This window comes from Yersinia sp. FDAARGOS_228 (assembly GCF_002073315.2).
GTDB lineage: Bacteria > Pseudomonadota > Gammaproteobacteria > Enterobacterales > Enterobacteriaceae > Yersinia > Yersinia intermedia.
The window spans coordinates 943,535-957,170 of record NZ_CP020409.2 but is presented as its reverse complement, the minus strand read 5'-3'; the positions used below and the strand labels follow the sequence as shown (position 1 = coordinate 957,170).

The following is a 13,636-nucleotide window of genomic DNA, read 5'->3' as shown; positions in this document are numbered from 1 at the left end:
AAAATCTAATGGCTGCACCAATGTGTTCAGCCTAATGATGACTATTTTAATTTATGCAAGTTAACGAATAGGGAAACCGCCCATTATAAAAGCGATTATGAACACATAACCGTAACCGGCCCGTATCCTTCCGTATCTGGGCCAGATTAGCAAACCCGAAACTAAAACTTTATGGAATAAAAATTAAAAAATCGATTCCATAATGGAATTAAGGCGTAATGATATTGATGGGAGGAATAAATGGGAGGGGTTTTATAACAGCAGGGTTGGTTAAACCCTGCTCAAAAGACAAGATTACAAACGGCCACTGTAATAATAGCCAACGAACTTCAGCAGCTTGAACTGACGCCGAATACGACTTGGCTGCGCCAGCAGGCGATAAAGCCACTCCAGCCCCATATTCTGCCATATCTTAGGCGCACGTTTGACGTGGCCGGTAAAGACGTCATAGGTGCCACCAACGCCCATATACAGTGCGTCGGGATAGAACTTACGGCAGTCGCGCATAAACATTTCCTGTTTAGGCGATCCCATGGCGACAGTCACTATCGCCGCACCACTGGCGGCTATTCTCGCAAACAGGGCTTCGCGCTGCTCTGTGGTGAAATAACCATCCTGACTACCCACCAGATTCACATTCCACTGCGCACGTAATTTAGCTTCAGTTTCAGCCAACACGTCAGGTTTGCCCCCCACCAAAAAGACAGGCGTCCCTTGCTGCCCGGCGCGCTGCATTAGTGCTTCCCACAAATCCGCACCTGCTACCCGTGACAGCTTCGCTTGCGGGTATTTACGACGGATCGCGCGCACCATACTGATACCGTCGGCATACAGATATTCAGCCTCGGTGATCAACTCACGCAGCGCCACATCGTCTTCGGCTTTGAGCAGTTTCTCTGCGTTCATTGCCACCAACGTCCCGGTCTTCACCGGGCCACTGCTTAGCAAATGATCCAGCGTTTGGGCCATATCACGAAAGCCCCAAATCTCGAAACCACGGACATTATATTTTGGAATAACAGTATTCGGTTCCATTACAATCCTTACAGTTGGCTGCCCGTTTCAGGAGTGGATGAACGCTTCGGCTTGTTAACCCGACGCTGTAACTGTTGCGTTATCAAACCCGCAGTATCGAACAACCAATACAACAATTTTGCCAGTACCAGACAAACACCAAAAATTACGCAGAAAAACACCACCCGTGACACAAAGGAATCTAATCCTTCCCGAGCCAATACAATGATGTTAAATACCGCACCAAAACAGAAACTTTGCAGAATTGCGGCTTTGTAGCGGTTGCTTTCCGCTTTGCCTTGCTCGTAGAGCCAATCGAACCATTTAATGATTAGCCCCACCACGATGGCACCCAGTGGGATAAACAGCACCCCGCCCATCACCACCAGAGAACCGATCAAGGTTGGGGAAATAGCCAGCCCGGAGTGATTATCCAGCACATCCCAAGTAAAGTAATTGGCGGTATTAAGTACCAAGTCTGGGCGCTCCGGCCAAAGCGAACTGGGAATAAAGACATAAAAATCACGAATAATCGGTGCCAGTCCTTGGAAATCTATTTTGTCGTAGTTTTGTAGCAGCAGCCCTAGGTTTTCCCACGGCGAGAAGGTATCCCGAGTCAGGTAGAGGAAAGTATAAAACGCCTCTGCACCGTTCACATCCAAACCATACCGTTTCAGGGCCAGCCAGAACATACCAACAATCCCAAAAACACCTGCCGCAGCCAACATCCACAAGGTTATCCAACCGCGAACGATACCGATAAACAGGAATAATGAGAACGCGATAATGATATTAGCGCGGGTGCCGCCAACGATAACATAAGTCAGGATACCAAACGCCACGGTGCTTGCCAGGAAGAAAAACCAGGCGCGCATATCCTGCTTGAGGAAATAGACCACCAACATCGCCGGGATGAAGAAGTAGAAAAAGCGCTTCAGTGCCACACCCGAAACATCACTGGAGAATATTTTGCTGTAGGAATCGAGCTTAAACAGCAGGAAGCCATTTTGCATAAAGAAGATGCCAACAGTGCCAATAGCCACCAGTGCCAGCAGTATCCAGGTCAGATTGGTTTCTACCCGATTCATGGTGAATATCGGCGCCCGTGGCTGGCTGCGTGGCTTAGTCAGGCGTGTTTTGTAACTTACATAATAAATGCCATAAAAAGCCGTAGCCGACAGCATGGCATACAGTAAGTACTCAACCGGCACCACCTCTACCCCAAACTGAAACACCAGCATACACGTCAGTGGGAAGCCAAAATAGAAAGTCAGCAGGTAGAGCATTGAAAACAGTACATTGAAGTTAAAACGAACTCGCCGAAACTCCTGATAGGTTAATGTCAGGATAAAAATGACTGCCATCAGATAGACGCAGAAAAGACCGCCAAATTGCCCCAGCGTCATGGATGTTCTCCTGCGGCCAGCGCCAATGCTTGTTGCCAACCCTCGATATAATTCGGGTTAAAGAAAGCGATTGATTGCTTATCCAACCCGGCTAATTGGCGCTGCGCCTCACGGATCAACGCTTCATCCAATGAGTCGCCATAGAAAAGCACAGGAATATGCTGTTCAGCCAAGTCTTGCCAGAAAGGGTTTTTGCGGCTCAAGACAAAAGGCACACCAAATTGCGTTAATAAACATAAGGTGCCGATGCCTTGCTGACGATTAAAAATAAAATAGCCTAAATCGCATTCACGTAGAATATTCAGATAATCATCGAAGGGGATCTGTTCTGTCAGGATACGCAGATTTTCTGCGGCAAACAGTGCCAGCCCAGCCTGCCTGACCTGCTCGATATACAGCTCATTATTAGCCGGATACCCCATAGGCAAAATAACCCGGGCATCAGGGCCGAATTGCTGATGAATGGCCTGCAACGCCTCGATATGGCGGTTAGTGGAATCACCAGAGTTCCCCACCAAAATGGTCATCGGGCCAGCTAAGGGCTTTTCGATGTTAACCCCCGTCAATGCCGGGTCCATACGGGTTGGGAAATAAAGCAACGATGCAGGTACCCGAGGATGACGCTGCTGAAAATGGATTAAATCACCACGAGTGGCAAAAACATGGCCAACCCGCCCTTGAGCAATACGCCGTAGCAGGTAAAACAAGCGAAACTTCCAGCTTTTGGCATCTTCATATAAATCAGCGCCCCAGATATGCCAGTAAACCTGCCGTGGTTTGATTTTACCACTCAATAGGGCCAGCCACAGGGTGGCATTAAATTGACCATGCCAGAAGAAGCGCGTGCTGCGATCAGCTTGTGCACGGGCGATAACCGCCTCTGCCAACGCTTTCTTATTGCTGTGCGTTTCGATATCCAACTGAGGGAATGACGAAAAAGGTGCTGTCTCTTTTGCCGCGACCATAAAATGCCGCACCTGTTCTGCCGGCACGCGCGTTGCCAACACGTCATTAAAGAAGCGCAGCACAGTCAGATTATGGTGCGGGATATCAGATCCCAGTACATGAATCAGGGTTGTCATTTTTTTCTACTGTAAAGAGTGTCTACGGTGATGAATGTCTACGATACATAATGAATACGCAGCTACAGAGCGCAAAATAGACGATATAAGTTGCCATATAGGCCTGTGCTGCGCCTAAAGAACCATTCATTGGAATTAACCAATGGGCAAACCCGGTCAACAGTAAGAACTGGCTCACTTCTGTGAGAATGTAAAAGCGCAAAGAGGCTTTGGCAATCACCAGATAGCCAAACACATACGACCCGACTTTCAACACATCGCCTACCAACTGCCAGGCAAACAGGTCACGCATCGCGGTAAATTGATGCGAGAACAGCAGCCAGATAGCAAAATCACGCAACAACCATACCATCAAACTGGCGGTTGCCACTGCCGGTAAGACAAACTTCAGTGAGCGCAGGATTTCACGAGAGATATCCGCTTTCGCTTTGAGCCTTGAGAGTGTAGGTAGCAGGTAAACCGTAAATGAGGCCGTAATAAATTGTAGATAAGCATCTGAAATACTGCTTACCCCTTGCCAGATCCCAACGGCATCCCAACCATAATGGTCTGCCAGCAAGTTACGCATCATCACATAGGCTACTGGCAAGGTCACTGAGGTAATCAGTGCCATGATGGTAAACTTACCTAAATGGCTGGCTAACGCCTTATCCCAGCTAAGTTTAAGATAACTTAGGGGAATAGTCTTGCGGCGAATCAGCATAGCAGCCGCAGGTATCACCACCAGCGCGGGGACTAATGCCAACCCCACTAATGCGCCGGAGTAGCCGCCAATACGAAAGCAAATATAATACGCCACGACACCAATCAGGCTGCCACCTATCACCGCCAGCGCATTGCCCATGGCGTCGCGATAGCCTTTGAGGATCGCCAGAAACAGGTTGGCGTAGGCAATACCCATCTGGATAAGCGCCACTGCGCGCACCACATTCTGGTAATCCCCATGACCGAATAACGCAAAACTGACGGGTTTGGCTGCCAGCAGGAAAATTAATGCCAGCAGAGTGGAGAACCCCAAAACGATCGTCGAAGAGGTGCCCAGCACTGCACGTAAACGTTCAGGTTGCTGATGATATTCAGCAACATACTTGGTAATACCGTTAAAGATACCCGCGCCGGAGAGCACGCCTAATACCGTAATTAGCTGGCGAAAGTTACCCGCCTGCCCAACGCCGCTGGGACCAAAGGTCACCGCCAGCAGCTTAACCACTAACAACCCTACGCCGATTTTAATCAGCGTAGAGCCAGCAGTCCAAATCGATGCTTTTGCCAGAGACATATCAGGCGAAGAAACTCAGAACAGTATTAATGACCGTTTTCTGATTCACATCAGTCAAGTTAAAGAAGATGGGCAAGCGAACCAGACGCTCACTCTCTTTGGTGGTAAAGCGGTCTTCACCCGCCATACGGCCAAATGCCTCACCTGCCGGGCAACCATGCAACGGAATGTAATGGAATACGGCCATAATCTCAGCTTCTTTTAAGTAGCTGATAAAATTAGAACGATCGTCAATATCGCGCAGTTTGATATAAAACATATGCGCATTTTGCACCACATCACCGGGGATCACTGGCAAATCAATGCGCCCGGCATCAGCCAGCGGTTTGAAGGCATTATAATAGGTGTGCCACAGCGCCAAACGGCGTTCGTTAATCTGTTCTGCGGCTTCCAACTGGCCCCACAGATAAGCAGCCTGTAAGTCAGACATCAGATAGCTGGAGCCGATATCTCGCCAGGTATATTTATCGACCTGTCCACGGAAGAACTGGCTACGGTTGGTACCTTTTTCGCGAATGATTTCAGCGCGATCTATCAGTAACGGGTCATTAATGAGCGTTGCGCCACCTTCACCGCCAGCCGTGTAATTCTTGGTTTCATGGAAACTAAAGCAGCCAATATGACCAATAGTCCCCAATGCTTTACCTTTGTAAGTGGACATCACACCCTGAGCGGCATCTTCTACCACAAACAAATTATGCTTTTTCGCCAACGCCATAATGGTATCCATCTCGCAGGCAACACCCGCATAATGGACTGGCACAATAACTTTGGTTTTATCGGTAATCGCGGCTTCAATCTTGGTTTCATCGATGTTCATGGTATCCGGGCGGATATCAACAAACACCATTTTTGCCCCACGCAGCACGAAAGCATTCGCGGTAGAAACAAAGGTAAAGCTCGGCATGATCACTTCGTCGCCGGGTTTGATATCCAGCAACAACGCAGCCATTTCCAGTGAGGCGGTGCATGAAGGCGTCAGTAATACTTTCGGGCACCCGAAACGCTGCTCCATCCACTGCTGGCAGCGACGGGTAAACCCACCATCACCGCATAATTTACCGCTAGCCATCGCGGCCTGCATATAACCGAGTTCGGTGCCTACTACTGGTGGAGCGTTAAATGGAATCATCTCATCCCCTGCATAACCAATACGCGGTGCTCTCAATAACAGCACCACTACGAATATAAAGACGTAAAGCAGCAATATTGCTCATCTGTGTGGCCACCCGTAACCGCTGTAACCCATGACTCTGGCACCACTGCTTTGCCGCCGACATTAACGATGAACCAACGCCTTTACCCTGTGCCTCTGGGAATACCGCCAACAAACCAATACGTGCACTGCCATCTTGCAAGTCTCGTAGCGTCACGAACCCTGCGGGCTGGCCCAACGTATCTGTCACCAATAAACATTGATGGTCGAACGTACCCAAGACGGCTTTTTCTGCCCACAATGCATAAAATCGCCCGCTGTCCTGCGGGTCATACCACGGCGCACGGAAACGACTTAATGCAAAAGCATTGGCGGCAACACTGCGCAATTGCGGGATATCCGCCGCCGTTGCAACCTGGAACTTGGATGCAGTGACATCGGCCTCAGATGAAGCATTTTCCGTGCCAATCACATTGTTCATATCAATGGCTAACGAGAGATCAACTTCTCCTTCAACCAGATGAAAATCGAGTTGACCAAGAGAATCGATGAGATCAAGGCGATGGGTAGGTACTTTAGCTTGGGTTAGCGTAAAAGCATCCAACTCAGCCGGATTAAGCTGCGGGGCTGAGTCGGAGAAAATCAGTTTTGCACTGTGGCGCTGGAAAAATTCACTTTCCCAGGCCAAAGGCTCAATACTGGCGTGGACGGGCATGTAACAGATCCAATAAATATTTGCCGTAACCGGTTTTGGCCAGCGCAGCCGCTGCACGCCTGACACCGTCGTCGTCCAGCCAACCATTGCGCCAGGCGATCTCTTCCAGACAGGCAATCTTGAAACCTTGGCGTTTTTCAACGGTTTGTACAAAGGTACTGGCTTCAATCAGGCTGTCATGCGTACCGGTGTCTAACCAGGCAAAACCACGGCCTAATAGCTCAACGGTTAACTCACCACGCTCCAGATACATCTGGTTGATACTGGTGATTTCCAGCTCACCACGGGAGGAAGGCTTAACCTGCTTGGCAAATTCAACCACTTGATTATCGTAGAAATAAAGCCCAGTCACTGCCCAATTGGATTTAGGCTGACTTGGCTTCTCTTCGATAGACAGCGCGCGGAAATTGTCGTCAAACTCCACCACACCAAAACGCTCTGGATCCATCACCTGATAACCAAAGACTGTCGCACCGTGCTGACGTGCCGTAACCGCTTTCAGTTTCGGGCTAAAGCCTTGACCAAAGAAGATATTATCACCGAGAACCAGGCAGCAAGGCTCATTGCCGATAAATTCCTCACCGATAATAAATGCCTGTGCCAGCCCGTCTGGACTCGGTTGTGCGGCATAACTCAGATGAATACCAAACTCATCGCCATTGCCCAGCAAGCGCTGAAACGACGGCAAATCTTCTGGGGTGGAAATAATCAAGACGTCACGGATCCCTGCCAGCATTAGCACTGACAGCGGATAGTAAATCATCGGTTTATCATAGACGGGAAGCAGTTGCTTAGAGACGCCACGGGTGATGGGGTGCAAACGGGTACCAGAACCACCAGCCAGAATTATGCCTTTCATACGATCTCCTGAAACATACCATCTCTTGAAAACATCATGCAAAATATTGAATGATGCCATCCCAATGATTAATAAACTTCGAACCTATCGTCAATCACCCAGCGAAATACTCTATAGATTTCAAGGTGCAGGAAGGCGGCAAGCAAGGAAATCCCGATGAGCTGACATAAGTCAGTGATTCGGGTGACCGAGCGCAGCCAACACATCTGCAACTTGAAAGATGAAGAGTATCAGTCGCTTAAACCCAAACGCTCACCGGCGTAAGAACCATCCTGAACACGACGCCACCACGATTCATTATTCAAATACCACAACAGGGTTTTGCGGATGCCACTTTCGAAGGTTTCCTGTGGCCGCCAGCCTAATTCACGCTCAATCTTGCCAGCATCAATGGCATAGCGCATATCGTGCCCTGGACGGTCTTTGACATAGGTGATCAGGTCACGGTAATGCTCAATGCCGGCCGGTTTGGCTGGGACAAGTTCATCCAAAAGTGTACAAAGGGTTTCAACCACTTCAATATTTTTGCGCTCATTATGGCCGCCAATATTGTATGTCTCACCCACGACACCTTCGGTAACCACTTGATACAAGGCCCGCGCGTGGTCTTCGACATACAACCAGTCGCGTACCTGTGCGCCATTGCCATACACCGGTAACAGTTTACCCGCCAGCGCATTCAGAATAACCAGCGGTATCAACTTCTCAGGGAAATGATATGGCCCATAGTTATTTGAGCAATTAGTTACCAGCGTTGGTAAACCATAAGTCCGCAACCAGGCACGAACTAAATGGTCACTGGACGCCTTAGACGCTGAATAGGGGCTGCTTGGCGCATAAGGTGTGGTTTCGGTAAACAGATCATCAGTACCGTGCAGATCGCCATATACCTCATCGGTCGAGATATGGTGGAAGCGAAACGCCTGCTTCGCCTCAGCACTCAGTTGCTGCCAGTAATGACGCGCCGCCTCTAACAGGGTGTATGTGCCCACCACGTTAGTTTCGATAAAAGCCGCTGGCCCATCAATAGAGCGATCCACATGACTTTCTGCCGCCAGATGCATCACCATATCCGGCTGATAGTGCGCAAAAACCCGATCCAGTTCAGCGCGATCACAGATATCCACCTGCTCAAACGCATAACGTTCGCTGTGGGCAACAACAGCCAGTGACTCCAGATTACCGGCATAGGTGAGCTTATCCACCACCACTACGCTGTCTGAAGTGCCATCGATAATATGTCTTACCACCGCAGAGCCGATAAAACCGGCCCCGCCTGTGACTAGAATACGTCTCAACGCCATACTCCTTTGGTGTCAACAATCCACGATTGCTTCACATCTTCAGGTTTAATCGCTTTGAACTGGCGGTGATCAACCAACATCACCAGCACATCCGCTTGCTGCAAGGCAGTGGCGGTATCTTTCAACGTCACGTGCCCTGCCAATGATTTTGGCAGTTGCTCAACATTAGGTTCAACTACCAATGTTTCACCGGCATGCCATTCTGCGATCAAATGAGCAATCTCGACCGCCGGGCTTTCACGCAGGTCATCAATATTGGGTTTAAATGCCAAGCCAAAGCAGGCAATTTTCACTTCAGAGGCGCGCTTATTGGTAGCAGCCAAACAATCAGCAACGGCGGCTTTAACTCGATCTACCACCCACAATGGTTTGCCGTCATTCACCAAACGTGCCGTGTGGATCAAGCGTGCCAATTGTGGATTCTGTGAAACGATAAACCACGGATCAACCGCGATACAATGACCGCCCACACCTGGACCTGGCTGCAAAATATTCACGCGTGGATGACGGTTCGCCAGGCGAATCAGTTCCCACACATTGATGCCCTGCTCATCACAAATCAGTGACAACTCATTGGCAAAAGCAATGTTAACGTCACGGAAGCTGTTTTCAGTCAGCTTACACATCTCAGCGGTGCGGGAGTTAGTCACCACACATTCGCCTTCCAGGAAAATTTTATATAACTCGCTGGCGCGGGCAGAGCATTTCGGCGTCATGCCACCGATGACGCGGTCATTCTGAATCAGTTCTACCATGACCTGACCAGGTAAGACACGTTCAGGGCAGTAAGCGATGTTGATATCAGCATCTTCACCGGCTTGCTGTGGGAAGCTCAGATCGGGGCGCTCTTCAGCCAGCCATTGGGCCATTTGTTCCGTCGCACCGACTGGAGAGGTGGATTCCAGAATGACCAGATCACCTTTTTTCAATACTGGGGCGATAGATTTGGCGGCTGATTCAACATAAACCATATCCGGTTCGTGATCGCCTTTAAACGGTGTCGGTACGGCAATAAGAAACGCATCGGCTGCCAGCGGTTTGGTCACCGCATGCAGGTAACCCCCTTCAACGGCAATCTTCACCACTTTGTCTAAATCCGGTTCCACAATATGGATAGCACCGCGATTAATGGTTTCAACAGCATGGGCGTTCACATCAACACCAATCACTTTCTTCTTGCGCGACGCGAAAGCAGCAGCAGTTGGCAAACCAATGTACCCAAGACCGATAACAGAAATAGTTTCAAAACTCATAGCGTCACCTGATGATTCTTTAAAGCTTCAAGGATGCGTTGACAGGCATGCCCGTCACCGTAAGGATTATGCGCCCGCGTCATTTGATGATAGGCAGCCTCATCAGTGAGCAAACGGGTCACAGCATCGACAATTTTATTAATATTAGTGCCAACCAGCAGAACCGTACCGGAATCGACTGCTTCCGGGCGTTCGGTGGTATCGCGCATCACCAGTACCGGCTTACCTAATGAAGGCGCTTCTTCCTGAATACCGCCTGAATCGGTCAGGATCAGATAAGCGTGGTTCATCAGATAAACGAATGGTAAGTAATCTTGCGGGTCAATCAGAATGATATTATCAATACCCTTCAAGATACGATTGACCGGCTCACTGACATTCGGGTTGAGATGCACCGGATAAACCACCTGCACCTCGGGGTGCTTGAGGGCAATTTCAGCTAATGCGCTGCAAATCCGCTCAAAACCACCACCAAAGCTCTCACGACGGTGGCCCGTGACCAAAATCATCTTCTTACTGGTATCGAGGAACGGGTAGCGTTGCGCCAGGCTGGAGCGTAACTCTGGGTTATTCATCACCCGATCCCGCACCCAGAACAGTGCATCGATCACCGTATTACCGGTGACAAAAATTCGATTTTCCGGCACCATTTCACGGAGTAGGTTTTGGCGAGAATTCTCAGTCGGCGCGAAATGGTACATAGCAAGATGCCCCGTCAGTTGACGGTTGGCCTCTTCCGGCCATGGCGAATAGAGATTCCCTGTGCGCAACCCCGCCTCGACGTGGCCGACAGGAATGCGGTGATAGAACGCAGCAAGGCTGGTTGATAGCGTTGTGGTTGTATCGCCATGAACCAGAATAACGTCTGGCTTAAATTCCGCTAGAACAGGTTTTAACCCTTCCAAAATACGGCAAGTTATTTCCGTCAATCCCTGTCCCGGTTTCATGATATTCAAATCATAGTCCGGTTGAATCTCAAATAAGCGCAACACTTGATCCAACATCTCACGATGCTGGGCCGTCACGCAAACTCTTGACTCAAAGGCCTCATCCTTAGCCAAAGCATGCACCAGAGGAGCCATTTTAATGGCTTCAGGCCGGGTGCCAAAAACAGTCAACACTTTCACAGTGAATCTCTTTAAGGTCAGTTAGCCGCAGACAACGCCTGCAAGTTGGGCGCACAATGCGCCCATTAACAATTTATACTCTTTTTACCTGGCGCCGCTGTATCGGCCGTGTTGCCTGACGGCTACGCCAATGAATTACGCTTGTATACTGGTGCGACGAACTAACACTACGCCAGCCCCAACCAGTGCGCCAATCGCACCCCACATAATCAGCAGGAAAACACGGCGCGGACTATCACGGGTAACTGGATCTTCTGGTGTACGTAAGTAGCGGTATGTCTGGAACGTTTTATCCAACGTTGGACCGACGTTCAATGTTGCCAGCATGGCGCGGTTCTGATCATAATCAATATCAAAACTTGGTCCAGTAGCCTGTAATGTTTCCAAACGGGCTTCAAGCATCGGTTTACCCAACATAAACATCTTAGAATCCGGTAACTGCTCAGCCGGCGTATCCGTTTGATTACGGTTAATCCCTTGCTGACCGGCAACTTTTAATGCTTGTTTAACCGCAGTCACCTCACGATCGAACACCGCTTGAGCGACCGCTTCCTGGCGTTTAACTTGTGCTTTCATCGATTGAGTACGAGCAGCCCATGCCCCTTGAATCTCATCGTTCAAATGGCTGGCAGCACGTTGACTGGCAAAATCAATATAGCCACGGAGCAATTTATTGGCATCACTGGCCGTTTCAGCGGTCAATTTTATGCTGTCATTCAGCATTTTTTTGTCATCACGTGGAGTGAAAACAATATTATTTACCAGCTCATCCAGTAATGCGGCATCAGCCTTGGCATCACCTTCCAGGCGCTGTTTGTAGTAATCACTTTGCAGCCAAAAATCACGGCGGGTATCGTAAGCCGCGAGCTGGGTAATGAATTCACCATAAGCTTCGTCAGCGATCCCCGGTTGTTCATTGGCAACACCACTATTGATACGAGTATCCAGATTCCGTAAAAACTGCTGCTGAGAATAATAACCACCCAAATTATTGACGGTTGGCCGGTCAGTAATGGCTGCCGCACTCCATTGTTGTTTCACCAGATAGGAAACACCCAACGCGATTGCGGCCAAAAGAATTGCCATACCGATAATCCACAGCTTACCGCGCCAAAGAGTACGGAACAGGCTGCGGATATCTAATTCGTTATCCACAGTAGGCTCATTATTGGTAGATCCTGTTTTATCAGTCGACATAGATTCTGGTTTCATCACTGCCTAAAAGCCTCTGGTTAAGATTCATGCTTATTTTGCGATGCACGACGCATCCGACGCTTCATACGTTTGATAAAACGCGCCACGCGCCATGCTCGTTTAATGCAGTAGCCATACAACAGAAATGCAAGCAAGAATAATGCCAACATTACCCATTCTGGGACAAATGTTAGCCTTTCGCCGATAACACCAATCGCCGCTAACAATGCTGCTGCCAGGGTAATTAAGACAAAAGCCTGCCGAGAGGTAAAACCAGCACGCATAATCAAGTGATGGATATGTTGCCGGTCTGGTGAGAAAGGACTCATTCCTTTACGCAAACGGCGGTACATGATGGCAATCATATCCATCAATGGAATGGCAATAATCCATAATGCAGTAACCGGGTTTATCGGGTGGGCATTCCCTTGTGTGGTTTGCAGCAACATCCAAATAGCGGTGAAACCAATCAGCGTACTGCCCGCATCGCCCATAAAGACTTTATAGCGACGCCCTAATAACCCAAGGTTTAGCAAAATATAAGGCAAGATAGCGGCTATCATGGCGAAGCACCATAAGGCCAATGCCATCTGCCCACTTTGATAAAGCAGGATCCCCAAGGCACCGAAAGAGACACAAGATAGCCCCCCCAGTAAACCATCAATACCATCCACCATATTGAAGGCATTTATTGCCGCCCACACCGCGAACAGTGTGACGACATAGCCAAATGGCCCTAATGACATTTCCCACGGACCAAAAGCATGCCCCAGGCTACGCAAATACAGCCCCGCGACAACCATCATGGCGATACCCACCAATGCCTGAACAAAGGCACGGATTTTTACGCTGATATCAAAGCGATCATCTAAAGCACCAATGAACACCAATAAACCGGCGCAACCGAGATAAAGTCGGAAATGAGGGATCTGCTGGTTGGTAATCAGAAAGGTAAAACAAATACCCGCAAACACGGATATTCCGCCCACCAGTGGAATCAACCCTTGATGGCGTTTACGATAATTAGGTTTATCAACGAGTCCAATTTTCTTGGCAACTTTGCGAGCAACAAATAAAAATGCCAAAGAAAACAGGAAGATAATAAAGATTTCAGTACTCATAGTGAGTAAGTTCACGTTTAACCGCTCTCTGCAAAATGATACGACAGCTTAGCATGTGGCTCGGCGCATGCCATGCCTTCCCCACGCTTTCAGCTATTTCTGAATATGATGACAGCCTTGCTTGTT

12 protein-coding genes are annotated in these 13,636 nt (G+C 49.0%); all 12 read right to left on the bottom strand.

From position 1 onward, the window contains the following. Nucleotides 1-294: 294 nt before the first annotated feature. Complete coding sequence (wecG, locus tag A6J67_RS04345) at nucleotides 295-1,035, bottom strand: lipopolysaccharide N-acetylmannosaminouronosyltransferase (RefSeq protein WP_005190212.1); 741 nt, start codon at nucleotides 1,033-1,035, stop codon at nucleotides 295-297. Nucleotides 1,036-1,043: 8 nt separating this feature from the next. Beyond that, entirely contained in the window at nucleotides 1,044-2,420 is a 1,377-nt protein-coding gene (gene wzyE / locus A6J67_RS04340; RefSeq protein WP_032907403.1) for an ECA oligosaccharide polymerase, read from the bottom strand. Next, a complete protein-coding gene (locus A6J67_RS04335) occupies nucleotides 2,417-3,502 on the bottom strand; it encodes a TDP-N-acetylfucosamine:lipid II N-acetylfucosaminyltransferase (RefSeq protein WP_005190220.1) in 1,086 nt (361 codons plus the stop codon). Before A6J67_RS04335 ends, wzyE begins: the two co-directional genes overlap by 4 nt. Nucleotides 3,503-3,524: 22 nt before the next feature. Then, nucleotides 3,525-4,781 carry a lipid III flippase WzxE gene (wzxE, locus tag A6J67_RS04330; protein WP_005190223.1) on the bottom strand — a complete coding sequence of 419 codons (1,257 nt, stop codon included), beginning with the start codon at nucleotides 4,779-4,781 and terminating at the stop codon, nucleotides 3,525-3,527. A gap of 1 nt (nucleotide 4,782) precedes the next feature. Next, nucleotides 4,783-5,913 (bottom strand): dTDP-4-amino-4,6-dideoxygalactose transaminase, encoded by a 1,131-nt coding sequence (rffA, locus tag A6J67_RS04325; protein WP_042568930.1) that lies wholly within the window; start codon nucleotides 5,911-5,913, stop codon nucleotides 4,783-4,785. A 1-nt stretch (nucleotide 5,914) separates the two neighbouring features. Then, on the bottom strand, nucleotides 5,915-6,652 hold the full coding sequence (gene rffC / locus A6J67_RS04320; RefSeq protein WP_042568929.1) for a dTDP-4-amino-4,6-dideoxy-D-galactose acyltransferase: 738 nt from the start codon (nucleotides 6,650-6,652) through the stop codon (nucleotides 5,915-5,917). Beyond that, nucleotides 6,630-7,511, bottom strand: coding sequence for a glucose-1-phosphate thymidylyltransferase RfbA (gene rfbA / locus A6J67_RS04315; RefSeq protein ID WP_042568928.1), 882 nt, complete (start codon nucleotides 7,509-7,511; stop codon nucleotides 6,630-6,632). The genes rffC and rfbA overlap by 23 nt, the downstream gene beginning before the upstream one ends. 230 nt (nucleotides 7,512-7,741) lie before the next feature. Beyond that, nucleotides 7,742-8,815, bottom strand: coding sequence for a dTDP-glucose 4,6-dehydratase (gene rffG / locus A6J67_RS04310; RefSeq protein ID WP_172668589.1), 1,074 nt, complete (start codon nucleotides 8,813-8,815; stop codon nucleotides 7,742-7,744). Beyond that, entirely contained in the window at nucleotides 8,806-10,068 is a 1,263-nt protein-coding gene (gene wecC / locus A6J67_RS04305; RefSeq protein ID WP_032907410.1) for a UDP-N-acetyl-D-mannosamine dehydrogenase, read from the bottom strand. Before wecC ends, rffG begins: the two co-directional genes overlap by 10 nt. Next, complete coding sequence (gene wecB, locus A6J67_RS04300) at nucleotides 10,065-11,195, bottom strand: non-hydrolyzing UDP-N-acetylglucosamine 2-epimerase (protein WP_005190240.1); 1,131 nt, start codon at nucleotides 11,193-11,195, stop codon at nucleotides 10,065-10,067. The genes wecC and wecB overlap by 4 nt, the downstream gene beginning before the upstream one ends. A gap of 135 nt (nucleotides 11,196-11,330) precedes the next feature. Beyond that, nucleotides 11,331-12,407 (bottom strand): ECA polysaccharide chain length modulation protein, encoded by a 1,077-nt coding sequence (wzzE, locus tag A6J67_RS04295; RefSeq protein ID WP_050297676.1) that lies wholly within the window; start codon nucleotides 12,405-12,407, stop codon nucleotides 11,331-11,333. A gap of 20 nt (nucleotides 12,408-12,427) precedes the next feature. Further along, nucleotides 12,428-13,525 carry a UDP-N-acetylglucosamine--undecaprenyl-phosphate N-acetylglucosaminephosphotransferase gene (wecA, locus tag A6J67_RS04290; RefSeq protein WP_005190245.1) on the bottom strand — a complete coding sequence of 366 codons (1,098 nt, stop codon included), beginning with the start codon at nucleotides 13,523-13,525 and terminating at the stop codon, nucleotides 12,428-12,430. Nucleotides 13,526-13,636 lie beyond the last annotated feature (111 nt).